Source organism: Ectothiorhodospiraceae bacterium BW-2 (assembly GCA_008375315.1).
In the GTDB taxonomy this organism is placed as follows: domain Bacteria; phylum Pseudomonadota; class Gammaproteobacteria; order Thiohalomonadales; family Thiohalomonadaceae; genus BW-2.
Map to the genome: position 1 here is coordinate 1,197,689 of CP032507.1, position 24,528 is coordinate 1,222,216.

The 24,528-nt window shown below is 55.3% G+C and carries 22 protein-coding genes and 1 pseudogene; all 23 read right to left on the bottom strand.

Annotated elements, in window-relative coordinates; all coding sequences use genetic code 11:
• Nucleotides 1-9: 9 nt before the first annotated feature.
• A complete protein-coding gene (gene pabB, locus D5085_05695) occupies nucleotides 10-1,368 on the bottom strand; it encodes an aminodeoxychorismate synthase component I (protein ID QEP42669.1) in 1,359 nt (452 codons plus the stop codon).
• Entirely contained in the window at nucleotides 1,359-2,009 is a 651-nt protein-coding gene (locus D5085_05700; protein ID QEP42670.1) for a ParA family protein, read from the bottom strand. The genes pabB and D5085_05700 overlap by 10 nt, the downstream gene beginning before the upstream one ends.
• A gap of 37 nt (nucleotides 2,010-2,046) precedes the next feature.
• Nucleotides 2,047-2,478: a ribosomal-protein-alanine N-acetyltransferase gene (rimI, locus tag D5085_05705; protein ID QEP42671.1), complete on the bottom strand. Its 432-nt coding sequence runs from the start codon at nucleotides 2,476-2,478 to the stop codon at nucleotides 2,047-2,049.
• 88 nt (nucleotides 2,479-2,566) lie between these two features.
• Complete coding sequence (miaB, locus tag D5085_05710) at nucleotides 2,567-3,889, bottom strand: tRNA (N6-isopentenyl adenosine(37)-C2)-methylthiotransferase MiaB (GenBank protein QEP42672.1); 1,323 nt, start codon at nucleotides 3,887-3,889, stop codon at nucleotides 2,567-2,569.
• A 39-nt stretch (nucleotides 3,890-3,928) separates the two neighbouring features.
• Complete coding sequence (locus D5085_05715; GenBank protein QEP42673.1) at nucleotides 3,929-5,485, bottom strand: VWA domain-containing protein; 1,557 nt, start codon at nucleotides 5,483-5,485, stop codon at nucleotides 3,929-3,931.
• Nucleotides 5,470-5,922: a YcgN family cysteine cluster protein gene (locus D5085_05720; protein ID QEP45065.1), complete on the bottom strand. Its 453-nt coding sequence runs from the start codon at nucleotides 5,920-5,922 to the stop codon at nucleotides 5,470-5,472. Before D5085_05720 ends, D5085_05715 begins: the two co-directional genes overlap by 16 nt.
• 1 nt (nucleotide 5,923) lies before the next feature.
• Nucleotides 5,924-6,595 carry a tRNA (adenosine(37)-N6)-threonylcarbamoyltransferase complex dimerization subunit type 1 TsaB gene (gene tsaB / locus D5085_05725; protein ID QEP42674.1) on the bottom strand — a complete coding sequence of 224 codons (672 nt, stop codon included), beginning with the start codon at nucleotides 6,593-6,595 and terminating at the stop codon, nucleotides 5,924-5,926.
• Nucleotides 6,596-6,607: 12 nt separating this feature from the next.
• Nucleotides 6,608-7,666 (bottom strand): AI-2E family transporter, encoded by a 1,059-nt coding sequence (locus D5085_05730; protein ID QEP42675.1) that lies wholly within the window; start codon nucleotides 7,664-7,666, stop codon nucleotides 6,608-6,610.
• Nucleotides 7,657-7,917: pseudogene (locus D5085_05735) on the bottom strand (hypothetical protein). The gene D5085_05730 and the pseudogene D5085_05735 overlap by 10 nt, the downstream one beginning before the upstream one ends.
• 117 nt (nucleotides 7,918-8,034) lie before the next feature.
• Complete coding sequence (locus D5085_05740; GenBank protein QEP42676.1) at nucleotides 8,035-8,949, bottom strand: LysR family transcriptional regulator; 915 nt, start codon at nucleotides 8,947-8,949, stop codon at nucleotides 8,035-8,037.
• 123 nt (nucleotides 8,950-9,072) lie between these two features.
• Entirely contained in the window at nucleotides 9,073-11,298 is a 2,226-nt protein-coding gene (locus tag D5085_05745) for a GTP diphosphokinase (protein QEP42677.1), read from the bottom strand.
• Nucleotides 11,299-11,357: 59 nt separating this feature from the next.
• Nucleotides 11,358-12,878: a CHAD domain-containing protein gene (locus D5085_05750; GenBank protein QEP42678.1), complete on the bottom strand. Its 1,521-nt coding sequence runs from the start codon at nucleotides 12,876-12,878 to the stop codon at nucleotides 11,358-11,360.
• A gap of 28 nt (nucleotides 12,879-12,906) precedes the next feature.
• Nucleotides 12,907-13,590 (bottom strand): lipoprotein-releasing ABC transporter ATP-binding protein LolD, encoded by a 684-nt coding sequence (gene lolD, locus D5085_05755; GenBank protein QEP42679.1) that lies wholly within the window; start codon nucleotides 13,588-13,590, stop codon nucleotides 12,907-12,909.
• A complete protein-coding gene (locus D5085_05760; protein ID QEP45066.1) occupies nucleotides 13,583-14,827 on the bottom strand; it encodes a lipoprotein-releasing ABC transporter permease subunit in 1,245 nt (414 codons plus the stop codon). The genes lolD and D5085_05760 overlap by 8 nt, the downstream gene beginning before the upstream one ends.
• A gap of 7 nt (nucleotides 14,828-14,834) precedes the next feature.
• On the bottom strand, nucleotides 14,835-16,460 hold the full coding sequence (locus tag D5085_05765) for an ABC transporter ATP-binding protein (protein ID QEP42680.1): 1,626 nt from the start codon (nucleotides 16,458-16,460) through the stop codon (nucleotides 14,835-14,837).
• Complete coding sequence (locus tag D5085_05770; GenBank protein ID QEP42681.1) at nucleotides 16,457-17,719, bottom strand: CAP domain-containing protein; 1,263 nt, start codon at nucleotides 17,717-17,719, stop codon at nucleotides 16,457-16,459. Before D5085_05770 ends, D5085_05765 begins: the two co-directional genes overlap by 4 nt.
• The gene (locus D5085_05775; protein ID QEP42682.1) at nucleotides 17,697-18,986 is read right to left on the bottom strand and encodes a hypothetical protein; all 1,290 of its coding nucleotides are present in this window, start codon (nucleotides 18,984-18,986) and stop codon (nucleotides 17,697-17,699) included. The genes D5085_05770 and D5085_05775 overlap by 23 nt, the downstream gene beginning before the upstream one ends.
• Nucleotides 18,987-18,988: 2 nt before the next feature.
• Complete coding sequence (locus D5085_05780) at nucleotides 18,989-19,816, bottom strand: hypothetical protein (protein QEP42683.1); 828 nt, start codon at nucleotides 19,814-19,816, stop codon at nucleotides 18,989-18,991.
• Nucleotides 19,817-19,932: 116 nt separating this feature from the next.
• Nucleotides 19,933-20,274 (bottom strand): pilus assembly protein PilZ, encoded by a 342-nt coding sequence (locus D5085_05785; GenBank protein QEP42684.1) that lies wholly within the window; start codon nucleotides 20,272-20,274, stop codon nucleotides 19,933-19,935.
• Nucleotides 20,268-21,266: a hypothetical protein gene (locus tag D5085_05790; protein QEP42685.1), complete on the bottom strand. Its 999-nt coding sequence runs from the start codon at nucleotides 21,264-21,266 to the stop codon at nucleotides 20,268-20,270. Before D5085_05790 ends, D5085_05785 begins: the two co-directional genes overlap by 7 nt.
• Nucleotides 21,248-21,889 carry a dTMP kinase gene (locus tag D5085_05795; protein QEP42686.1) on the bottom strand — a complete coding sequence of 214 codons (642 nt, stop codon included), beginning with the start codon at nucleotides 21,887-21,889 and terminating at the stop codon, nucleotides 21,248-21,250. The genes D5085_05790 and D5085_05795 overlap by 19 nt, the downstream gene beginning before the upstream one ends.
• A 189-nt stretch (nucleotides 21,890-22,078) precedes the next feature.
• Nucleotides 22,079-23,881, bottom strand: coding sequence for an AAA family ATPase (locus D5085_05800; protein ID QEP42687.1), 1,803 nt, complete (start codon nucleotides 23,879-23,881; stop codon nucleotides 22,079-22,081).
• 85 nt (nucleotides 23,882-23,966) lie between these two features.
• Entirely contained in the window at nucleotides 23,967-24,389 is a 423-nt protein-coding gene (locus D5085_05805; GenBank protein QEP42688.1) for a hypothetical protein, read from the bottom strand.
• Nucleotides 24,390-24,528: the final 139 nt, after the last annotated feature.

Sequence of the window (24,528 nt, forward strand, 5' to 3'; positions counted from 1 at the left end):
CAACCTCTCTTATGTGGCGAAATAGTCGATAAAAAACTGCGCCTTCTGCTCCATCTCGGCGTACTCCTGCTCACTATCGGAGCCGATGGTAATGCCGCCGCCGGCATGAAAGTGGATGCGATGGTGGTGGGTATAGGCGCTACGAATGGCGATGTTAGTCTCCATGCGGCCATCCGCACTCACATAGCCGAGACTACCACAGTAGAGATTCCGCGCCCCATGCTCTAGTTCGGCAATAATCTCCATCGCCCGAATTTTAGGTGCGCCGGTGACCGATCCCCCAGGGAAAGCGTCGGCTAATAGCTGTAACGGAGAGCTCTTCGCCGAGAGCCGTCCTGTGACGGTGCTAACTAGATGGTGTACATTAGGATGGCTCTGTAGAGCACAGAGCGCTGGCACCTTCACCGAACCGATGTCGCAATGGCGGCCAATATCGTGCCGCAATAGATCGACAATCATCACATTTTCGGCCCTATCTTTGCAGCTTAGCTGTAGCTCACGCGCTAGCTGCTGATCCCGCTCTGCCTGCGCATGGCGAGGTCGAGTCCCCTTAATCGGTTCCGTCACCACCTCGCCATCGGCGCTGACACGCAAAAAGCGCTCCGGCGAGTGGCTCAGTAGCGCCTCCCCCTGCGGTAGCCGCATAAAGGCTCCGAAGGGGGCACTCTGACGCTGGCGTATTCCACAATAGGCATGCCACGGATCACCGCGATAGCGAATCGAGTAGCGACGGGTTAAGTTAATTTGGTAGCAGTCGCCCTGACGCAGGTAGTGCTGTATGCGGCCAAAGGCGTGGTGATACTCCGCGTTGGTTAATGAGTGGCTAAGTTGACCGACCGTGGTAAAGGGAGCCGTGTCAAAGGCTCGACTGAAGCGCTCAGGGGCTAAGAGCCTTGCTCGCAGCGCCTGTAGCTCCGCCGTTGCATACGCCTCAGGCAGCATCACCACCCACCACGACTGCTGTCGCAGGTGATCGACCACTACCGCCCAACCGTAGAGCCCGAGCGCCATCTGCGGCAGTTCGCTAGGGTAAGCGCTGTTTAACTCATACCCCCAATAGCCGGCTAGTCCGCCGCCAAAGGGGAGCTCGGCGGGCGGGTTAGGCCACTGCCAGCGCTGCAATAGCTGCTGCGCTAGCATAAAGGGGTCGCCCTGCAGCGGCTCTATCGCCCCTTGGCGCAACTGTAGATAGCTGCGACACTGGCTATCGGTCAGTAGCGTCGCTAGCGGTGCGGCTAACAGAATATCGTAACGATCACCATAGCTACGCGAGGAGCCGCTATCGAGCCATAGACTCCACGGCTCGGTTGCAAAGGGGGCAAACAGTATCGCCGAATCTGGCCGATAGGGGAGCGGCGTTAGTTGCAAGGCGACGCTGTTCTCACCCAGTCGATAATCGGCTGCCAGCTATGGCAGTCGCTCTGCACCCGCTGCTCCGGCAGCTCGACGATCCCCATCCCCTCCGAAGCAGAGAGGAGGTAGTTGGTCGTCTCGCGCAGTTGGCCGATGATCGGAAACCGAATCTGCTCTAGTCGCCGTAGCAGCTCACGATGGATTCCTACTTGGGGGCGAACCCGATTGGCCACTAACGCAATCGGTTTATCGATCATAGCCTGCTGCGCCGTGGCCGCTAGGGTAAAACAGAAACGGGTCAAGGCGCTAGAATCGACCGGTGAGAGCAGCGCTGGAATAACTAACTGATCGGCCGTCTGTATCAGGTAGTGAACCTCCTCTGGGCGCAGACTGCCGGGGGTGTCGAGTAGAATATATCCCTGCTGGTGCCGCGCCGCTCTTAACTCCCCCTCTAACTGCTCGAATCGCAGCCGGTGGCAGCAAAGTTTGGGCAGCGACTCTGGGCGGCGGCGAATCCAGTCGCTCAACGAGCCTTGATCATCAAGATCAAAGAAGGTGATTCTCTGCCCCGCCCGCTGCAAAAATAGCCCTAAGTTGAGGGTAAAGGTGGTCTTGCCCGCCCCCCCTTTGGTATTTATGGTGGCAACCACTGCCATATCTATTTATCGCTCCTTTCAAATCCGCGCCGGTTAGCTACTCGTTTAAGCTAAGCCGCATAATGACTCCATCTTCCCGACCGTAGGCTGCCGGATAGTAGTCGCGTCTGATCGCTATCTGTTCAAATCCTATCCTAGCATAGAGGCTCATCGCCACAATATTAGAGATCCGCACTTCCAAAAAGAGCACTCTCACCCCCGATTGAGTCAGCCGATTAACCACCTCCAGCAGCAGCCAGCGCCCTAAACCTCGCCCCTGATAGTTAGGATGAATGGCCAGATTGTGTAGATGCCCCTCATCCAGAACCTGCGCACTGATGGTATAGCCTACCACCTCCTCTGCCAGCAACAACACTCGACAGTCGTAACTACCCTCCTTTAGGGTGGCCAAAAAGAGCGCTTCACTCCAGCCAAAAGGGGCGACCTGTGCCTCAATCGCCGCCACGGCTGGTAGCTGTTCAAGTCGCATTAAAGAGTACTCAAGCTGCTCCAAACTACTCGCCGATATTAAACTGCCGCACACTTTGCCTTAACACGATTGCCCGCCTCAACTCGGCTTACATCACCACTGCCCGTAGTGAGTTCGGTAGCGCTTCGGTAATCTTAACCTGCACAAAACGACCCATCAGCTCACTCGAGCCACTAAAATTGACCACACGATTATTCTCAGTCCGCCCTGCTAGCTGCGCCGGATCTTTTTTTGACGGTCTCTCGACCAAAATAGTCTGTTCACTCCCCACCATCGCTCGGCTAATCGCCGCTCCCTGACGGTTTAATAGCTGCTGTAACTCGCTCAAACGCCCTTTTTTGACCGATAGCGGTACATCATCGATCATGGATGCCGCTGGAGTTCCCGGACGGGGGCTATAGATAAAGCTAAAACTGTGGTCAAATCCGATCTCCTCAATTAGCGCCATAGTCGCCCGATGATCCTCTCCGCTCTCACCGGGAAAACCGACAATAAAGTCCGATGAGAGCGATAGCCCCGGACGCGCCTGACGCAGACGACGAATCTTCTGTTTATACTCTAGCGCGGTATGGCCGCGCTTCATGAGGCTCAAGATGCGATCTGATCCCGACTGCAACGGTAGATGGAGAAAGCTAACTAGCTGCGGCACTTCAGCATAGGCCTCAATCAGGCTGTCACTCAGCTCGACTGGGTGGGAGGTGGTAAAGCGAATTCGGTCAATACCCTCAATCGCCGCCACAAAGTGGATTAATAGCGCCAAATCGGCCACACCGCCATCGGCCATCGGCCCGCGATAGGCGTTTACATTTTGCCCTAATAGGTTGACTTCGCGCACCCCCTGTTCGGCTAACTGCGCGACTTCGGCAATGATATCATCGAACGGGCGACTCACCTCATCGCCCCTCGTATAGGGGACGACACAGAAGGTGCAATATTTAGAGCACCCCTCCATCACCGAGACATAGGCCGATGGCCCTGTCGCGTGGGGCTGCGGCAGATAGTCAAACTTCTCGATTTCGGGAAATGAGATATCGACCACCGCCCGCCGTTCAGCCCAGACCTGCGCGACCATCTCCGGTAGGCGGTGCAGCGTCTGTGGGCCGAAGATAATATCGACAAAGGGGGCACGACGACGAATCGCCTCCCCCTCTTGACTTGCGACACAGCCGCCGACGGCGATCACCAGTGTCGGGCTACGAAGCTTCAGAGGCCGCCACATCCCTAACTGGGTAAACAGCTTCTCTTGTGCCTTCTCCCTGACCGAGCAGGTGTTAAGTAGCAATAGATCGGCCTCTTCGGCACTGGCGACCGGCTCAATCCCGTGCGCGGCGCGTAGGCCATCGACTAGCCGCGATGAGTCGTACTCATTCATCTGACAGCCAAATGTTTTTATATAGAGTTTTTTTACCATCGTCTCTCTTATCTTCAAATAAAAATTAAGCTGTTCCCATTAATAGAGCCCTAGATGTTGCAATGTATTCGGACCTGCCACCCCATCCACCCCTAAAGTGTGCTGCCTCTGATAACGGCGTACCGCCGCCTCGACCTCCTCCTCATAGAGGCCATCAATCTCCCCCTGATAGTGGCCTAGCGCTTTAAGCCGCTGCTGCAGCCTCTCGACCTGAAAGCCATTGGCCCCCCGCTGTAGCAGATAGCCCCCCTGACGCCCCTTCTGCGCCTGATAGAAACGCTGCTTTTGAGTCTTAATGTAGCTTTTAGCCTCAGCCGCTGGAGCGGTCTGAATATCGACCATCTGTTGACTATCGATGTTTAGCGCTTCAATTTTTCGTGCTAGCGCCTCGCTTTTTAGACTCCGATTCTGCTGCGCTAACTGCTGCGCTAACTGCCGCAGATTATTGAGCGCCTGCTCCTGCTCACCCTGCTCAAATTGGCGCAAAAATTGCGATTGCTCCGCTTCGGCAGCAATTAAGATCGCCTCGCTAAGCGTGGCGTGCTGTAGCGCCTCATCGGCCTGCTGTGATGATTCGACCACCGTGACCGACCACGGTAGGTTTTGATTCACCTCGGCCCCTCTAAGCTTATCCCGATAGCTAAACTGTAGCTCGCCTAGCGCCACGGTACCTACCTGCTGCGGCGATAGCTGTAGCTGTAGCAACAGTGATCGCTCCTCTCCGGCGTAGAACTCCTCTAGCTCAATGCGGGTACACGCCCCACTATCGACAGCCGGATAGCCATAGACCTTAACATCGCTCACCGCCATAGTGGCTCTAAAGCAGGCGCTAACACCACTAGCTACCGTCTGCGCTAATGAACTTAGCTCCTGCTGAAACAGCCGCGTCAACTGCTGCGGGTTTTCGATAAAGTAGTAGCGGCCATGGCCATGTTCGGCGATTGTCTGCATGAGATCTTCGTTATAGTCGAGCCCTAGCCCTAGCGTGGTGACCGCAATACCGCGTTCGTGCCAGCGACGAATATCGGCGTAGATCTGTGCCGGTCGAGTCACGCCCGCATTCGCTAACCCATCCGATAGCAGTAGCACCCGATTCACCCCTTGCGCTAACAAAGCATCGCTCACCTGCTCCGCCCCCGCCATGAGGCCGCCGTGGAGGTTCGTTGCCCCCCTAGGGGTTAAGCTCTCAATCTGCTGCTGAATCAATCGGGTCGCCTCCCCCACTGGGGCCGAAGGCCAGAGGCGGTTAATCTCGTCATCATAGGCGATAATACCGAGCAGATCGCTCGGCTGCAGCTGCGCTACCAGCGCTGAGGCCGCCTGCTGTAGATAGCCCATCTTACCCGCCTCAGCCATCGAACCGGAGCGATCTAGGACTAGCGAGAGATTTAGGCGCGGCCGCGGCCGCTCTATGAGGCTCTGAGCCTCAACCACGGCAAATTTTACCAGTAGATAGTAGCTCTGCGCTCTATCCGCCACAATCGCTTCACGCTCACCACTCATCTGGGCGGTCACCGTTACCGAGGCTGATACCGATACCGGTACCGATACCAAAGCTAATCCGAGCCAAAACAGCCCCATTAGTCGTTGTGCCATGCGATGATATACTCCTCTAGATCGTCAATGTCCTCAATAGACTCTTCCGAAATCGCCAGATGGTAGATGCTCATGCCGGCCTCTTCCACCGACTCATCACGATGACTAATGAGCGGATGCCATGAAGGCAACGGCTTACCCTCGGCCCGCAGACGGTAGGCGCAGCTCGGAGGCATCCAGTCGAGCAGAGCGATATTCTCAGGCCGAATCGTCACACACTCCGGCACCTGGTCACTACGGGTCTCATAGATTTGACACCCCCCCCGATCACCACGATAGTAGCGACAGGCGACCGCCGTCAGTGCCCGCTCGCCACTCTCTTCATCCTCTAGCTGTAGCAGACAGCAGCGACCACAACGATCGCAGAGCAGCTCCCACTCCAGCAGGGTTAACTCGTGCAGGGGGCGTTGCCAAAACGGTACCCCCTCGTTAGCTATTTTAGCCACACTGCACCACCTGCTGACGCAAATAGACCGGCTCTAGTTCGGTTGCCGCTACGGCAAAATGGGGTTCGTGCGCCACCATGGTGGCTAGGGCTGCGGCATCAGGATAGTCGTAATCGCTCCACTCGACCCTCAATCCTACCCCGTTCAAATGCTCTGTTAGGGCGGTACGATACTCCCCGAGCACACCCGCTAAGCACCACTGCCCCTCTCGGGGTAGCTGTAGCCTATCTAGTGGCGCAACCTCTTCGGCGATGGCCTCTACGACTCGCCCCTGCGCTAGTTTAAATCCGCCCCAATAGAGCTCTCCCATGCGGGCGTCGAGTGCCACCAAAATCTGTTCACTCCCCTGCTGCTGCCATAGACCGGCGGCGATTATCGCCAGTGTTGAGCGGGGGTAGATCGGCAACTGGTGAGCAAAGGCGAGCCCTTGTGCTACCGCCACGGCCACTCGTACGCCGGTAAAGGCGCCAGGCCCACGACTACAGCAGATACCATCGAGCTGCGATAGCTCCACCTCCCCCTGCTGTAACAGCGATTGAACCATCGGCAGCAGCAGGCGGGTATGCTCGCGGGGGGCAAGTTCAAAGCGACGCAACAGCTCGCCATCGAGCCATAATGCCGCCGAGCAAGCGTCGGTCGCACTATCGATCGCCAATAGTTTCATAGCCTCACCCTGTCACTCTGCCGGCTCCGGCTGGTGGCTCGGCCAAGAGCTAATCACCGCATTAACCAGTGTCGCGAGCGGAATGGCAAAGAAGATCCCCCAAAAGCCCCAAAAACCGCCAAAAATCAGAATTGCGACAATAATCGCTACCGGATGGAGGTTGACCACTTCAGAGAAGAGCAGCGGCACTAAGATGTTGCCATCCAGCGCCTGAATTAGCAGATAGACCCCCATTAACCAAGCAAAATCGCCACTCCAACCCCACTGAAAATAGCCTATCACCGCAACCGGAATGGTCACCACTGCCGCGCCGATATAGGGCACCAGCACCGATAGCCCGATAGCGACCGCTAGTAGGGTGGTATATTTCACGCCTAAAATAGTAAAGGCGATATAGGTCGCCCCACCGACAATCACAATTTCGTAAATTTTACCGCGAATATAGTTGCCAATCTGCTCATCGACCTCGCGCCATACGCGAGCGCTTAAGTTGTGATCTCGGGGTAAGAAACCGCGAAACCAGCCGAGAATCGCCCCTTTATCCTTTAGGAAGAAGAAGACTAACAGCGGCACCAAAATCAGGTAGATGAGGAGGGTAATAATCCCCGGGATCGAGGAGAGCGACATCGACAACACCATCTGTCCCATCGAAGCGACCTCTCGTTGTACCCCCGATACCAACTCGTTAATCATCGTTGTCGAAATAATCGGATAGTGATCTGGCAGTGCCATTAACAGCTCTTTCCCCTGAGCAAGGTAGTTAGGCGACTCTCGAAATAGATCTGATACCTGAGTCCAGAGCATCGGCGAGAGGCCAAAAATGAGCAGCACCAGCAGCGCCATAAAGATGCCAAAGACTATCAAGACTAGCGGCAGTCGCGAGCGTTCAGGGCGCTCATGCTTTTTGATAATGCCATCGAGCAGATAGGCAAAGACGATCGCCACCAGTACCGGTGTCAACATTTCGCCCAATAGAAGCACCACCCCGAAGCCGAGCAGTAGTAGCAGGGATAATAGGATAATCTGTGGATCGGAGAAGTAGCGCTCAAACCAGTCGCGAATTAGGCGCATGGGGGTAACTCCGGTAGCTCACCACCCTGCTGCTGATAGTGGCGTCGAAATAGCTGTTCTAGATCATCAATGACCGCGCTAGCCTCTCGCCCCTGCAGTAGATGTTCGCTCACTAGCGCCGAGGTTTCGTGTAACATTTTGCTGCGATCAAGCATATAAAATACCCGTGATAATCGTTTAATTGCGCCAATCACGCTCTCCTGTTCTGGTCGGGATTCGAACTCTGGTTGCGGCAGTGACAGCGCTACCGCCGCCCCATACTGTTGGCGCAAAAATTTGCCAAAATCGACTAGCTGCCGCCGCCGCGGCTCATCTAACTCAGCCGCCAGTACAGCTAACTCATCTAAGGGAGAGAGTGACATCGCCGCCTACACTCCGCTTTTGCTCTCAAAACCGTGGCAGTAGCCACGGGCAAACTCTAATAGCTTATCCATCGCCCGTAGTCGAAACTTCTGCTTTTGATGCACAAAGGAGAAGGGGCGCTCAATCGGATTTTCTAGGTTGATGCCGACTAGCGTGCCGAGTCGAAGCTCTTTAGCGATGGTGCTTTTGGACATAATCGAGATCCCCATACCGGCCTCTATCGCCCCTTTGACCGATTCGGGGCTGCCTAACTCCATCGCGATATTAATATCATCGGGATTGGCCCCTTCGGCGAGCAGGGTATCGAACATCACCTCGCGCGTCCCCGATCCCTCCTCACGGCAGATATAGGGGTAGGCGAGCAGCTTTGCGATGGGGACGCTCTCTAGCCTTGCTAAAGGGTGCTCTGGAGGGACGACCACCACCATTTGATCAACCCGACACGGCTCGACGACTAGATTTTTGTTGGTCACCTGCGCCTCCACGACCCCTAAGTCGATGGTGTTATCCTCAATCATCGAGACGATCCCCTCGGTATTCGCTACCCGCAGTCGAATGGTGACATCGGGATATTTGGCCTTAAAATCGCCTAGTAGTGAGGGGAGCATATACTCGGCAATGGTGGTGCTAGCACCGAGCATTAACACGCCGCTAATATCACCGGTTAGATCCCGTACCGACTTCTCCATCTCTGAGTAGAGCTGAAAAATGCGATCCGCATAGCCATAGACCCGTCCCCCCGCCTCGGTGAGTGAGATACGGTTGTGGGTGCGGTCAAAAAGACGGGTATTAAAGTAGTCCTCTAACTGTCGTACCTGAAAGGTCACCGCCGGTTGGGTCATGTGGAGCGCCTCGGCCGCCTTGGTAAAACTGAGGTGACGAGCCACCGTATGAAAAACATGTAAACGCCTGTCTGCCATTATAATTTACTCAAACTATTTCACAGCTATTAGAGCGAGGCAGTGTAACACGGCGACACAAAAGCTGACATAGGGGGGGATACATTTTATTAATAGACTTCTTCACCATCCTCTCCTAGGCAGCTATAACCGCCGCCGAGCATCAAACACATTCGGTAGCTGATTGAGTCGGTTTAGCACTAGGCTAAGCTGGTCGATATTTTTGACCTCAATGGTAATTTGAATCAGGGCGGTATGGTTGCTTTTGTCACTTAGGGTATGGGAGGAGATGACATTAACCCGATTAGCGCTCAGTAGTGAATAGATATCCATTAACAGCCCCTTACGATCATAGGCCTCTAGATCGATATCGACCGGAAAGGTCTCGTCACTCTCGCAGCTCCACTCTACCTCTATCAGACGACTGCATTTATCCTCAGGGAGGTTGAGAATATTGGTGCAGTCACAGCGATGGATCGTCACCCCTCGTCCGAGTGTAATATAGCCGATGATGGCATCGCCCTGAGTCGGCTGGCAGCAGTTGGCCATCTGGGTCAGTAGGTTGCCTACCCCCTGAATCAGTACCGGACTCCTATCGCTATCTTTGTGGGCGCTGCGCGAGCTCTCTCTGTGGGGGAGATTGAGCAGGCTGTGGCTGCAAGTCAGTCGTTCTAACGCTGAGGCGAGCTGTGCGGTATTGAGACTCCCCCGCCCTAGTAAGATTAACAGCTCATCAAAACTCTCCAACTTTAACTCATCGACCACAAGCTGATGGCTTAAATCTCGCGCACCGAGCCGGTGGAGCTCTCGGTCAAAAATCTGCCGTCCATCCTGTAGATGTTGAGCTTGGTCGAGCTGATTAAACCAGCTACGCACCTTGGTTTTAGCGCGGGAGGTACGCAGAAAGCCTAGCTGTGGATTGAGCCAGTCGCGACTCGGTCTCGCCTCGCGTCCGGTTAATATCTCTACCTGTTCGCCACTTTGCAACATATAAGTTAGCGATACAATACGGCCATTGACCTTTGCTCCGCGACAGCGATTGCCCACCTCGGTGTGGATGTAGTAGGCAAAATCGAGCGGGGTCGCCCCCTGTGGCAGATCGATCACCTCACCTGAGGGGGTCATCACATAGGCTCTATCCTGAAACACCTCCGATTTAAAGCGGTCAATAAAGTCATCGTCATTCGCCTCCTCCTCTTTCCAGTCGAGTAGCTGCCGTAGCCAAGCTATCTTCTGTTCAAAGTCGGCATCGCCCCGTCCCCCCTCTTTATAGCGCCAGTGGGCCGCGACCCCTAGCTCGGCGTGCTGATCCATATCGTAGGTGCGGATCTGCACCTCGACAGTCTTTCCACCTGGCCCTATCACTGCTGTATGGATCGAACGGTAGTTATTCTCTTTCGGAATAGCGATATAGTCGTCAAACTCTTTCGGAATGTGGGGCCATAACCCATGCACCATACCTAAGGCGTGGTAACAGTCGGCGGTGGAGTGGGTGAGTACCCGCACCGCTCTAACATCATAGAGATCGTGAAACCCGATCCCTTTGCGCTGCATCTTTTTCCAGATACTGTAGATATGTTTTGGCCGCCCTTTGATATCGGCCTTAATCCCAACTCGTTCGAGTTCGCTGCGCAGCAGCGCTACCATGTTATCGATATACTCCTGCCGATCCACTCGTCTCTCATCGAGAAAGTGGGCAATCTGTTTATACAGATGCGGTTCGAGAAAGTAGAAGGCGAGATCCTCTAGCTCCCATTTGATATGCCAAATTCCGAGTCGATTGGCCAACGGGGCGTAGATCTCCATCGTCTCACGGGCAACTTTCTGCTGTAGCGGCTCATCGTCCCCCTTTTTTAACAGTCGCATCTCATGCAGTCGGTCGGCCAGCTTAATCAGTACCACCCGCACATCTTCAGCCATAGCTAATAGCAGTTTGCGCAGGCTCTCGGCCCGATAACCGACTAAATGTTCGTGCTGCTGTAGGTGGTAGGCGCCGATTTCGTTCATCCGCTCGACCCCCTCGACTAGCCGCGCAATCCCTCTGCCACACTGCACCTCAATCTCTTCGAGAGTGAGACCGCCATGCTCGGTCACCTCATGCAGAATTGCGGCGGCAAGCGTTTCGTGATCCATGCCCAAACTGTCGAGAATATTGGCCACCGTCACCGCATGGCGCAGATAGTCCTCACCTAGGTGGCGGCTAAAATCGGCTCGCGCGTGGAGCGACTCCTGCGCCCGTTCGGCCAGCTCAACGGCTAACCGAATCTGACTTAGCTCCTCACCGCTACGACGACTCTCCTGTTCACCTAACCAGCGATTAACGACCTTATCGTGCGTAATCTCCGGTAGTTCTGTCTCGACATAGACCATGGCTCTACCCCCTCTGACTCAACTCCTGCCACAACGACTGATAGGCCTTCGCCCATCGTTCACGGCTCCTTAAATAGCTCTTTAAACTGCTGCTGTACCTCGGGACTATTAAAATGGTTAAAGCTCGACTCGACCTGCTGCCGCTGCTGGCACTGCTTTTGGTAAAGAACGGCGGTTAGAGCGCCGATCGCCTGCGCCGTTTCGATCAGCAGTCGGGGCTGCCCCCCCTTTGCCTCAAGCTGTTTCAGGTAGTTAGCGAGTGAGAGCTGCTGTACCGAGTAGTCGTTAAATTTGCCCAGCACATCCTGCAACCCCTTTAGCGCTTTAATAAGCTGGTTAACCGCCTTAGGGTCATAAAAGGGCAACGCGAACTCCATCAGGTAGCGCAACTTTTTACACTGAATGCGCAGCTCATGCACCTCCTCATCTGGCGTATCGGCATGAATCGCAGCGGCAACTTTGGCCACTTTTTTATAGCGTTTCCAGATCAGCTCTGCAGTGTAGTCGTGCGCGGGGAGATCGGCCATCTCTCCGGCGTCAAGAGCCTGTTCAGTGGCAAACTGCCGCTCTAGCTTAGCCATCAACTTCAGATAGATTTTGGAGGTGAAGTAGCGAGCAATTTTGCGCTGCTGCTGCTGCCGTTGTTTGGCAAACTCATCGAACATAGGTTTTAACCCAGCTCGCAGCGGGGCGGCGACCTGCTGCTCATACTCACTCTGTTCGAGCAGATAGACATCCAGATCGCGTAGCTGATTGGTGTGACGCATCACCTCGGCTAGCTCCTGTTTGACCATCGCTGTGGCCGCCTCACTATAGACCCCTTTAAGTAGGCTGAGTGCGGAGCGAATTTTGCGCAAACTAACCCGATAGTCGTGCAAAAATTCGGTATCGATATCGGCAATTACCCCCTCTTCATTGCAACGAGCGATGCTCAATAGCGCGGTCGCAAGGTGGTTTACCATCGCCTTGCTACCACACTCGGGGCTAAACTCTAGCGGCGGTTTACTCTGGTAGGGTTCGATAACCCAGCCGAGCGCAGCTAGAGCCGCAGGATAGCTCGAAACGGTGACACCACCCGGCAGTTGTTGCAGTCGCTGCTGCAAAAAGCTCTCCGCCGCCTCGTAGCCCCGTAGCCCCTGTGGTCGAATTAGCGATAGTTGGCCATTCAAGGTCACCACCTGCAGACGGGCGTGGGTCTTATCGAGCCTATCGAGCAGCGCAAAGCGCTCCACTACCGCGTTAACACTAAAACGGGGGTAGAGAGCCCGTAACGGTGGCGTATAGTGTTGCACTATCTGTCTTAGCGGGGAGGGGGGGAGCGCGGCCGTTGCGCCGCCCCGCCCCTCGCAGGTTAGCTCTATCGCTTGGGCGCTACCGAGTAGCCACAACTGCCCCTCTAACGATAACAGCAGCAGACCGGCGCGGTAGAGGTGGTACTCAAAGGTATCGAGACACTGCGCCTTGCCACTAGCCCGCACAGTATGCTCTACCCGATATCCCCCGCCCTGTAGCTGCTGACACAGCAACTCCGGTGTTAGCGCCTCGTAACTCAATACGCCGGTGATGGTTACATAGTTCAATCGATTCTCTCCTCTCTCAAACGCTTAGTTAAGCTAAGGGGACAAACTCGCCATCGAGCAGCAGTAGCTGCCGATCCATCTGCGCTGCTAGCGCCTCATCATGGGTCACAATCACCAAGGCGGTGCCGATATCGCGATTTAGCTCTAGCATCAATTCATAGACATCGGTCGCGGTTTTGCGATCCAGATTGCCGGTCGGCTCATCGGCGAGCAGGCAGGCGGGGCGAGTCACTAGTGCCCGAGCAATCGCAGTGCGCTGCCGCTCTCCGCCCGATAGCTCCCCTGGTTTATGCGCTAGCCGCTCACCTAGCCCGACCCGCTGTAACATCGCAGCCGCCTCTCGTAGCGCCTCTGCACGCGACTGACGCCGAATCAGTAGCGGCATGGCGACATTCTCTAAAGCGCTAAACTCGGGCAGTAGGTGGTGAAACTGATAGACAAAGCCGAGCTTATGGTTACGAACGATGCCTCGCCGCCGTTCGCCTAAACGGTAGATATCCTCCCCCTCAATAAAGACTCTCCCCCCTGTGGGTCGATCAAGTCCACCTAGTAGCTGGAGCAGCGTGCTCTTACCGCTGCCGGAGGCACCGACAATCGCCACCTGTTCCGCCGCCGCCACCTGTAGATCGATACCGCGCAACACCTCGACATCAAGCCCCCCTTCGCGAAAACGGCGCTGTAGCTGCTCGGTCACCACGACCCCGCTACTCATAGCGCAGCGACTCCGCCGGTTCGGTTTTTGCCGCTCGCCACGCCGGATAGAGGGTGGCGACAACGGTTAGCAGAAACGAGATGCTAGCGATGGTGCCGACATCCTTCCAGTGGAGTTCCGAGGGGAGATCGCTAATATAATAGACATCAGCCGGTAGAAACTGGACGCCGAACAGCCGCTCTATCGCCGGAACAAGGGTCTCGACATTGAGCGCTAACGACACGCCGCCAATCACGCCCACTAGGGTGCCAATAACCCCAATCACCACCCCCTGCACCATAAAAATAGCCATCACACTGCCAGGCGAGCCCCCTAGCGTGCGTAGGATGGCGATATCGCTCTCTTTATCGGTCACTACCATCACTAGCGTAGAGACGATATTAAAGGCGGCCACAGCGACGATCAGCAGCAGAATAATAAACATCACCCGCTTTTCGGTCTTTAGCGCCCGAAAAAAGTTAGCGTGGTACTGTGTCCAGTCGCGCACCCAGTAGCTGCCAGGCACCGTTCGCGCCAGATCGCGGCTAATCAGCGGCGCTCGAAACATATCCTCCAGCTTCAGTCGTACCCCACTCACGCCATCGCCCATACGAAACAGCCGCTTAGCGTCATCTAGGTGGAGTAGCATCATGGCGCTATCATACTCATACATACCAATCTCAAACAGCCCCACCACCGTAAAGCGTTTCAGACGCGGCACCACCCCAGCGATGGAGACATTGACTGTCGGTGAGACGACGGTAATCTTATCCCCCACCGACACCCCTAGCTTAAAGGCCAGTTCGTTGCCGATAAGAGTCTGAAACTCGCCGGGCTGTAACAGATAGTGGCCATCGACCATCCGCTCACCGACCACCGACACCGTCTGCTCTAGCTGCGGCAAAATTCCGCGCAGCATCACCCCATTGACCTGTTCGCCAAATAGCACCATCCCCTCCTTTTCAATGTAGGGTGCGGCAGCCACCACTTCAGGGTGTTGTAGCGCTTGTTCTCTTAGCGGCTGCCAGTGGCGCATCGGGCCATCAAAACCGTTAATTGTCGCGTGGGAGGTCATGCCTAGGATGCGCTCTCTTAGTTCGGTCTCAAAGCCATTCATAACCGATAGCACGGTAATTAGCGCCGTCACACCCAGTGCAATGCCGAGCATGGAGGTAAGAGAGATAAATGAAATAAAGTGGTTACGCCGCTTAGCACGGGTATAACGCAGACCAATAAAGAGCTCATAAGGTTGAAACATGGTGCCATTAAACCACAGTCGCACTGCGCTTAAAAAGCGCCGCTTGCAAAAGTTGTGCGGTATAGGGGTGGTTAGGGTGGGCTAACACCTGTTCGGTCACCCCCTGCTCCACCACCACTCCGTGGCGCATGACTAGCACTCGATGGGCAATCGCCCGCACCACATTCAGATCGTGTGAGATAAACAGATAGCTCATCTGATAGCGTAGCTGTAGCTGGCGCAGCAGCACCAACACCTGCTTTTGTACCGAGATATCGAGCGCACTGGTCGGCTCATCGAGCAAAATCGCCTTCGGTTTGAGTACCAGCGCTCTGGCGATGGCAATCCGCTGCCGCTGACCGCCAGAGAACTCATGCGGATAGCGATCAGCCATCGCCACCTCTAAGCCGACCTCCTCTAGCGCCTGCGCTATCGCCGCTTCACGCGCCTTCGCGCTCAAATGGCCGCCGTAGAGCGTTAACCCCTCGCCGATAATCTGCCGTACCGTCAGCCGCGGCGAGAGCGAGGCGTAGGGATCTTGAAACACGATTTGGAACTGATGACGCAACCCTCTAAGCCTCTTTTGCGAGAGCCGATGCCACGGCTGCTGGTTAAATTCGATCTCCCCCTCTCCCGACTGTAGCCGCAGCAGTGTCAGGCCTAAGGTGGTTTTGCCCGATCCCGACTCGCCGACAATCCCCACCGTCTCCCCCGGCCAGAGTTGTAACTCAATCCCATCCACTGCCTTAAAACTACCCACTTGGCGATTAAGCCAGCCTCGACGCAGCGGAAAGTGGCAGCTAATCGCCCGCGCCGTTAAGAGCGGCGGCGACTGCTGTAGCTGAGGCAGCTCCGTTGCAGAGACCAGCGGCTCTGGCTCGCTTGCTAGCAGTTTACGGGTATAGGGGTGCTGTGGGCCACTAAACAGCGCCTCGGTTCGGTTCTGCTCCACCACCCGACCGCGCTCCATGACCACCACTCGATCGGCAAAGGCGCGAACTAGGTTAAGATCATGGGTAATTAGCAAAATCGCTAGCTGCTGCTCCTGCTGTAGCTGCTGTAGTAGCTCCATAATCTGTAGCTGAATCGTCACATCAAGCGCGGTGGTCGGCTCATCGGCGATCAGCAGTTTGGGCCGACAGGCGAGCGCCATCGCAATCATCACTCGCTGCCGCTGCCCCCCAGAGAGCTGATGGGGGTAGTGGCGCAGCCTCTCCTCAGCCGGCGTGAGGCCGACCCGCTCCAGTAGCGCCACCACCCGCTGCTGTCGCTGCTCGGCGGATACATTTTCGTGCAGCGCTATCGACTCCTCTATCTGTTTTCCGACAGGCTGTAGCGGATTGAGCGCACTCATCGGCTCTTGAAAGATCATCGCCATCTCTTTCCCTCGTAGCTGTTGCAGGCGCGCCTTAGAGGCCCCCATCAGCGGCTCCCCCTGCCAGTAGATCTCCCCCTCTAAATAGTGGCAGCTATCGCGATCATGTAGCTGTAGCAGCGACATCGCCGTGACCGATTTACCCGATCCCGACTCCCCCACCAGCGCCAGCCTCTCGCCAGCCTGTAGCTCGAAGCTGATCTGTTCAACCACCGTTTTTCGCTCTTCATACCCAAAAGCGAGGGTTAACCCCTCCAACGCCAGCAGCGGTTGGTTCATAAGACAACCTCAAAACGGGTTTGATGAAAGGTGATTTCGGCTCGACCCCGACCATAGCCCACCACCTTCAGGGTATTGCCATCAATCGCCTCTATCTTTAACTCGGTGAGGGTCGGTGTGTAGCGCCAGCGCACATCACTATTGCTATCGGTCGCGGTCAACGGCGGCAGATAGACCGCAAACGGTTCGCCGCTACGAGCGTTAATGTAGATCCCCTCGGGCTGTTCAATCACATAGAGCGGCCACGGTAGCTGTCGTACCTGAAACTGCCACTCTAGCGAGTTGAACTTGCCATCGAGCAGGTAGTCCAGCTCAACCCGATACTCCCCCCCCCACTGCAATCGTTGCAGCGGAAAGAGGGCAAACTGCAACGGGGTCAGTTGATGGTTAGGATCGTTAGCGTGCCATAGCAGTCGGGTCGGGGTCACCTCCCGCCCCTCATTGAGGGCAAACAGCTCAAAACGGCTAACTATCGGCGAGAGGCCACGATAGCGTTCTGGGTTAAACTGTAGCGATATCGGATAGCCGGAGACCGAGTAGTCAGGCAGCGGATCGGGCGCTTCATCGTAGAAAGCGGGGAGGGTGTCGCGACTCTCTGGCGGCGGCCAGACTATCCACGGCGGTTGAGCCGCTAACCGCTGCTGTCGAGACCTATCTACCGCCGCAGCGGCGAGCCTCTGGCGACTATCGGCACAAAGCTGTTGATAGTAGGCTCCCGAGCCACTATAGGAGCGCCCCTTTTGGCAGAGCTGGCGCAGCTCACGGTTACCGAGGTTATAGACAAAAATGTGGTTCTCTTCACGCCCACTATACCCGATCCCCACCTCATCAATATCGAAGGCGAGAAAGGCAAAACGGTGGTAAATCGCCCCCATTAAGCTATCGATCGACTCGATCACGGTAACCGCGCTAGAGTGGGTCGAGATATTCTCTAACACCTGTCGCTGTCCATACTCACTGGCAATGACTCTGTCGATCACCGTCTCTCCGGTAAAATAGGGCAGTCCCGGCTGCTGCCGGTGGCCCTGGTGCTGATTAAACTGTAGATAACGGGCGTGAAGGGTCGCCGCCTGTGCGAGCTCTGCATTGGCGGTTAACGGTAACACACCCGCCTCCCCTCGTAGCTGATTTAGATAGAGAAAACCCTCCTCTAACGCTACAGCGGCGGAGACAACGGTCACAGTCGCGCCATAAAGGAGCAGCAGAGGCACGATGTTCGGGGTGCCTAGCCGTCTTTTAATCGTCTGCAGCCCCTTCATAGAGCACTCGCCACTCCCCCTGCTCCAGGGTCAAATAGAGCCGTTTTTGCATCACGCTAGTATAGTTATTCGAGCGATAGTGTTGGGTAAAGTTAGCCACAATCAGCTCTCTACCTTCGCTAGCGCTCTTAGGGTAGCGTAGTAGAGTGAGCTGCTCTAAGGCGATATCTTGGTAGGTTTTGGTGGCCGCCACCTGCTGTTTTCGCTGCCGCCAGCGCTCTAAATTGGCATCGCTATCGCTCCAAAACGATTCGGAATAGCGCTTTAGGTAGCGCTCTAAATCGCCACTTTGCCAGCTCTGGCGCCACAGCTCTAGCGCCGCTAATGCGCCCTGCTGCTGCTGCTGCCATGTAGCGACATCGAGCCACTCTACCGCTTCGGTCACAATAACAGGCGTTCGCCCTGGCAGTAGATAGGGCTTTAACTGACTTAAGTCGAGATTGGGCAAAACCACACACCCCTCGCTATCAAGGGGTGGACGGCTATAGTAGATTCGCTCCGTGCCATGGAGCCAAATCCCGTAACCGGTCCTGTTTAGGTGGCGATCTAGCTCATTAGGGTAGTTTAAAGTAAAGGCGGAGATGCCATACTTCTCCGGCAGTTGGCTATCGGGAATATGTTGGGTGACAAAATAGACCCCCTCCGGTGTTTTAAGATCTCCCCGTACCTGCTTATTCCCCCGCAGCTTGCCGGTACTCACATAGTAATCGTGCTGCAACTGCGGTAGCTGCTGTGCTGAATCCCAGCGGTAGTGGTAGAGGCGGTGGGTCGATTTATCGACCACAATCGCATCGGGGTGTCTCTCATCTAGCAGCAGCAGCGAGCGCGGATAGTGATCCGGCGGTATCGGCTCTAACAGCGCCCCGATACGGGTCAATAGCTCACTGCGGAGGTTATTCAGCCGCTGCGACGAAACGGCATCGGTAGCCGTGACCAGCGTTCCTAGGCCGATATCCCCTATCTGACCGGTACGCAGCGAGAGGAGATCTGCATAGATCAGGTGGGCTAGATGAAAGTTAGGCACCTGCTGTCTTAGCTGCTCTAAGGTCTCAATCGCCCCCTCTAGATCGCCCTGTTTCACCGCCAACACCCCCTGCAGTAACTGCTCTTCGGCATCAGGCTGCGGCGGGGGCGAGGTGGTAGCGACTATCGGGCTCTGGGGCAGCGACAGAGTCGCCAGCGCTAACGGATCAGCCGCCAAAGCCTCCACCACGAAGAGCACCAAGCCATAACCGAAACAGAGCGCCTGCAACAGACCGCGACTCATAGTTAACGCCGAATCACCGTTAAGGTCTCTTCCAGGGCTATTTTCCACCCCCCCTCAGTACGACGAAAGCGCAGCCGCTTCTCCGACTCATCGCGATAGTTATCCGAACGGTAGTCCATCCAGAAGAGCGCTTCAATAGTCTCACTATCCACCACCTTGAGCGATAGCTCCCGCAGGGTGATCTCGATAGTGTCAGGCCCGAGAATCCGCTGTCGCCTTAGCTGCTGCCACTCTCGGGATGAGGCGATATTTGCATCGTGATACCCCTCCATGTAGTTATCGAAATAGTCTGCCAGATTCTGCCCCTGCCAACTCTGCTGCCAACGCCGTACCGCACGATGAATCGCCGATAGATCATCTAGCTCGGCCTGATCGGACTCATCCAGCCGAGCCACCCTCTCCTGTCGCTGAGAGATATCGAACAGCAGCGGCCGTAGCTCCAGCTCAGTTAATGGCTCAGAGGAGTCGTTCAGCGCGGCGACATAGGCATCTTTTGCCATCGTTGCATAGAGATGTTGTAGATTGAGATAGACCTGCCAGTAGCGACTATCGCTCTGTAGCGCCTGCAGCAGATAACCCTCGGCCTGTTTCAGCTCACCCCGAGCAGCGTGGAGTACCGCACGGTTGTTATAGAGCTCAATACTCGGTATCTGCTGCTGCAACTCATCGGCTAACGCCTCGGCCTGCTCGACTCGACCAAGGCGGGTCAGTAGCCACAGACGGGTCGCTTGCAGTGCCCCTAGCTGCTCATCACCATCGAGCTGCTCGATCTGCTGCAATGCAGCGTCATACTCGCTTTGGTTAATTTGGTGCAGAATTTTTTGATACACAATTCTTGATGGCGTTGCCTGTGGCAGAGTCGTCGCTAACAGCAACGAGCAGCACAACAACAACGAGACATAGAGTCGGCAGCAATCCATGACTACATTTTCTATCGGCAACTAAATTACATGGTATGGGTAGGGCGATCTGATTTTAATGCCCCCGCCAGATAGGTCTCGATCTTTTTACGAGTATCGCCCTCTTCATTGAACTGCACCCCGATACCTGCAGTACGATTCCCCTGTGCGCCTAGCGGCGTTACCCAGACGATCTTACCCGCTAGCGGCAGTCGCTCCTTCTCCTCCATAAGCGACAGCAGCATAAATACCTCATCGCCAACATGGTACTTTTTGTCGGTCGGAATAAAGAGGCCGCCATTCTTAATGAATGGCATATAGGCCAGATAGAGCGAACCTTTATCCCGAATCGTGAGCGAGAGCATCCCCCCCTGCGATTTACCTACCATGTTGCTGTAACTCCCCGTACCTGTTGTAACCAATCGAGTAGCAGCGCCTGCTGTTGCAGCGGCTGCAAATAGCTCTTCTGCCAGCGGCGTCGATAGTCGCCCAGCGCCACCAGTAGCCGGTGCAGCGCTTGGGCCGAAATATCGAGCCGGTCGGCTATGTTAACATCGAAGCCGACCCCTTGCCCAGCCCGAAACCCACTCTGTTCTCGTATCAGCTCGGCCGCTAGATGCTCCAGCCAGTCGATAAGGGAGATCTGCTGCTGCCGTTTCACAAACTCAACCACGCTCAAATGCTGCTGCCATAGCGCCACAAAGTCATCCACAAAACGGGGCCACTCAGCCGCCACCCTCCCTTGGCCATACTCCAGCGCCAATAGCGGCTGTCCATTCGCGAGACGCAAAAGCTCGCTTAACTCCCTCGTCCCACACTGCGGCAGTTGTGGCTGTAGCCACGATACGACAGCCGCCTCATCGGAGAGGGTCGGTTTAACACTCACCCGCTGACAGCGACTCGCGAGCGTCAGCGGTAGCTGCTCTGGTCGCGGCGTAAATAGCAGCAGTACCACCCCCTGCGGCGGCTCCTCCAGCGATTTAAGAAGCGCATTAGCCGCAGCTGGCAGCATCATCTCTGCGCCGTCGAGCCAGGCGATACGGGTTGTACCGGTCTGGCGGGTATGCATCCACTCAGTTAACTGCCGAATCTGATCCACCAGCAGCGGTCGTCCCCCCGACTCATCCTCATCGGCCAACCAGAGCGCCGGCGAGTGGCCCGCCTCGACATAGCGACACGCATCACACTGGTGACAGGGCGTAAGATCGATCGTGGCACGACAGATGAGCCCCTGTGCCACCTGTAACGCAAACGGCGCTACCCCATCCCCATGCGATGCTACAAAGTGGATCGCATGGGGCACCCGTTTGGCGCTAAACTGCTGCTGTAGCTGCTGCCACTGCCGCTTTTGCCACGGGTAAATTAACGGCTCTGTAACCACCGTCCTAACTCCTCACTAATCGTTTTATCGACGCACGACAGCGGTTTAGACGCATCGATAGAGATAAACCGCTCCGGTTCACTACGAATACGCTGTAGATAACCTTGACGCACCCGCTCAAAAAAGGGTAGCGCCTCCTGCTCAAACCGATCTAGCGCCCCTCGCTGCGCGATCCGTTGCCGCCCATTAGCCACATCGATATCGAGATAGAGGGTCAAGTCGGGAACCGCCCCCTCTACAGTCCACTCGACTAACTGACTGATCATCGACCAAGAGAGGCCCCGCCCCGCCCCTTGATAGGCAAACGAGGCGTCGATAAAGCGATCACTCACCACCCACACCCCCTCGGCTAACGCAGGAGCGATCTTCTCCACCCAGTGCTGCCGACGAGCGGCGAACATCAGCAGCAGTTCAGTTTGGGCATCAACGGCGTCGGGCTGCAACAGTAGCTGCCGTATCGACTCCCCTAACGGAGTCCCCCCTGGCTCACGGGTAGTCATATAGGCTATCCCAGCTTGCTGTAATATCTTACCGATGGAGACGATAGCGGTCGATTTTCCCGCCCCTTCGCCCCCCTCTAGCGTGATAAGAGCCCCCCGATTTGATCGACTCGTTGGCAGCATAGGTCGCACTCTTCCCTCGGTATGATTTCATCAGGCGTCACGATAGGTCTCAACTCTCCCGAGTGAGTCTCCTTCATATTCAATATTAAGAGCGGCCATTCTACCTGTAATAGGCTTAATGAAACAACCTTATGACTGTATTCCTATGCCGGAGCAAGGGAACGAGAAAAGCGCATACCACAGGTCGGGTTAGCGCGGTGTAACCCGACACCCCTCTCGCCACACCAACCGTTTGGTACCAAGACTCACCACCGCAAACGATTTTAATTTCCACTCCACCGCCGGAAAGAGCTGCTGTAGTTTCGGTTGATACGAGGCTAACTGCCCCTCTGCCTCATCTAACAGCTTTTTCACCGGCGCCAACTCAGCTAGCTGCTCCCGACTCAGCTCATTTAGCTGCTCTGCGCTCAATTTGAGATCTTTCAGTGCCAGATATTTCAGCTCAAATAGCAGATCATACAGCGGTGCTTGGCGCTTATCGGGGCGAATCTCAAATAGAAGGTCACTATAGCCGCCGCCTAAGGAGAGCTCTGAGCGCGGCAGATAGTAGAGGTCATTGGTCAGCAGCAGTAATAGTGTGGTTTTGAGCGTCAACTCGTTACTCCAGCGCATATCGCGATTATCGAATATCTGATAGAGGCGCTGTTCGATAAAGTCGGCCAGTGGCTCAAATTCAGCCTTGGTATAGAGCTGTTTTGCCACCGCCTGCTGGCGGTTATTATCCTCATAGCCATTGAGTAGCTGCTGTTGAATGCGGTCGATATAGAGCGAGCGCACTACTTGATTGGGAATCGTCACCGTTAACTCCCCTAACAGAGTCACCGAGTCAATCGTTAATACCCCAAAATAGACCAGTAGCGAGATGATAAAACTAGCATCGGACGGATCTTTGAGCATCGCCGCTACGCCAAAGTCCTGTACCAGCTTCGCTACCTGCAGCGGCTGCTGCGGATTGAGTGCCGATTCAATCACCTCAGCCCCATGGGGTAGTGAGGCGATATAGCGCAGCCGGTTTTTGTCCATCGCTAAATTGTCATCTAGCAGCTCATTAGGGTAGCGACACAGCTGCTGCCACTCATCCCAAAAGTAGAGGCAGAGCGTCGGGTTGTAAAGCCGGGTGGTGTCAGCACCACTAAAACGGTAGCCGTTATAGAAGTTCTGCATCAGTGACATCGCCTCCTCTGCCGCCCCCTCGGGTAGTTCGCACTCTAGCGCTATCTGCTGATTAAGCTGCATCACCTCCTCTCCGGTGAAGCCGCAGAGTTTGGCAAAACGAGGCCGCTGACTGATATTTTTTGCCACATTGTAGCCGCTGGTGATATCGCTCATCACCACCGGTGAGACGCCGGTGATAAAGACTCGCTCTAAGCCTAAGCCATCGGTCGCCGCTTTGACCGCTTTAAATACCGTTTTAATCACCCCTTCACTCTCAACTAGCTCGTTATAGCGCTGCCGACCCTGCTCGCGACTGGTTAGCACCTCATTAGCAAAGTTATCGTACTCATCAATTAGCAGGTAGAGCGGAAAATTAAACCGTTTCGCCACACTCAGTAGCTGTTCAAATGAGCCCAGCCCATCTGTTGGGTCGATCGGCACCGTTTCCGGTAAAAAGTCGTGGTAGCGGGCCGAAAAAAAGCTGATTGAGTTATTAATGTGGCGATGAATACGGCTCACTAGCTGCTGATAATCACCTCCCGGATCAATCATCGAAAAATTCCACCTTAAAATAAAGTAGCGGTTACGGTTCGGGGTCGGGTTTTGCCCTATCGCTAAATCGCCAAACAGGGTCTCAAATTGGTCTGCGGCACCGATATCGTAGTAGCTCTCTAGCAGCGTTAGCCACAGCGTTTTACCAAAGCGGCGCGGGCGTAGAAACAAGATCTGTTCGCCAACGGCTTCAAGCTCGTGCAGCAGTTCGGTGCGATCAAAGTAGAGCTGGCCATCGGTTCTTAACCGCTTAAAATCGCCTTTGCCATACGGAATCTTTACCATGTTTGCTCCTTACAATACCTTCGCCAAAGTTTGTTGCTTCCCACGGTAAGCGTGGGAACCCAAAAAGCGCCTACCGTAGGTCGGGTTAGCGCAGCATAGCCCGACACCCATCACGCCACACCAACCGTTTGGTACCAAGACTCACCACCGCAAATGGTTTTAACTGCCACTCCACCGCCGGAAAGAGCTGCTGTAGTTTCGGTTGATACGAGGCTAACTGCACCTCTGCGTCATCTAACAGCTTTTTCACCGGCGCCAACTCAGCTAGCTGCTCCCGACTCAGCTCATTTAGCTGCTCTGCGCTCAATTTGAGATCTTTCAGTGACAGATATTTCAGTTCAAATAGCAGATCATACAGCGGTGCTTGGCGCTTATCGGGGCGAATCTCAAATAGAAGGTCACTATAGCCACCGCCTAAGGAGAGCTCTGAGCGCGGCAGGTAGTAGAGGTCATTGGTCAGCAGCAGTAGTAGCGTGGTTTTGAGCGTCAACTCGTTACTCCAGCGCATATCGCGGTTATCGAATATCTGATAGAGACGCTGTTCGATAAAGTCGGCCAGTGGCTCAAATTCAGCCTAGGTATAGACGATCTTCTGACACCGCCTGCTGGCGGTTATTATCCTCATAGCCATTGAGTAGCTGCTGTTG

What these genes read in the sequence shown, in the direction of transcription:
- D5085_05700 (QEP42670.1), bottom strand. Translation starts at nt 2,009, where the DNA reads ATGGCAGTGGTTGCCACCATAAATACCAAAGGGGGGGCGGGCAAGACC.
- rimI (QEP42671.1), bottom strand. Translation starts at nt 2,478, where the DNA reads ATGCGACTTGAACAGCTACCAGCCGTGGCGGCGATTGAGGCACAGGTC.
- miaB (QEP42672.1), bottom strand. Translation starts at nt 3,889, where the DNA reads ATGGTAAAAAAACTCTATATAAAAACATTTGGCTGTCAGATGAATGAG.
- D5085_05715 (QEP42673.1), bottom strand. Translation starts at nt 5,485, where the DNA reads ATGGCACAACGACTAATGGGGCTGTTTTGGCTCGGATTAGCTTTGGTA.
- tsaB (QEP42674.1), bottom strand. Translation starts at nt 6,595, where the DNA reads ATGAAACTATTGGCGATCGATAGTGCGACCGACGCTTGCTCGGCGGCA.
- D5085_05730 (QEP42675.1), bottom strand. Translation starts at nt 7,666, where the DNA reads ATGCGCCTAATTCGCGACTGGTTTGAGCGCTACTTCTCCGATCCACAG.
- D5085_05740 (QEP42676.1), bottom strand. Translation starts at nt 8,949, where the DNA reads ATGGCAGACAGGCGTTTACATGTTTTTCATACGGTGGCTCGTCACCTC.
- D5085_05745 (QEP42677.1), bottom strand. Translation starts at nt 11,298, where the DNA reads ATGGTCTATGTCGAGACAGAACTACCGGAGATTACGCACGATAAGGTC.
- lolD (QEP42679.1), bottom strand. Translation starts at nt 13,590, where the DNA reads ATGAGTAGCGGGGTCGTGGTGACCGAGCAGCTACAGCGCCGTTTTCGC.
- D5085_05760 (QEP45066.1), bottom strand. Translation starts at nt 14,827, where the DNA reads ATGTTTCAACCTTATGAGCTCTTTATTGGTCTGCGTTATACCCGTGCT.
- D5085_05765 (QEP42680.1), bottom strand. Translation starts at nt 16,460, where the DNA reads ATGAACCAACCGCTGCTGGCGTTGGAGGGGTTAACCCTCGCTTTTGGG.
- D5085_05770 (QEP42681.1), bottom strand. Translation starts at nt 17,719, where the DNA reads ATGAAGGGGCTGCAGACGATTAAAAGACGGCTAGGCACCCCGAACATC.
- D5085_05775 (QEP42682.1), bottom strand. Translation starts at nt 18,986, where the DNA reads ATGAGTCGCGGTCTGTTGCAGGCGCTCTGTTTCGGTTATGGCTTGGTG.
- D5085_05785 (QEP42684.1), bottom strand. Translation starts at nt 20,274, where the DNA reads ATGGTAGGTAAATCGCAGGGGGGGATGCTCTCGCTCACGATTCGGGAT.
- D5085_05795 (QEP42686.1), bottom strand. Translation starts at nt 21,889, where the DNA reads ATGCTGCCAACGAGTCGATCAAATCGGGGGGCTCTTATCACGCTAGAG.
- D5085_05800 (QEP42687.1), bottom strand. Translation starts at nt 23,881, where the DNA reads ATGGTAAAGATTCCGTATGGCAAAGGCGATTTTAAGCGGTTAAGAACC.
- D5085_05805 (QEP42688.1), bottom strand. Translation starts at nt 24,389, where the DNA reads ATGCGCTGGAGTAACGAGTTGACGCTCAAAACCACGCTACTACTGCTG.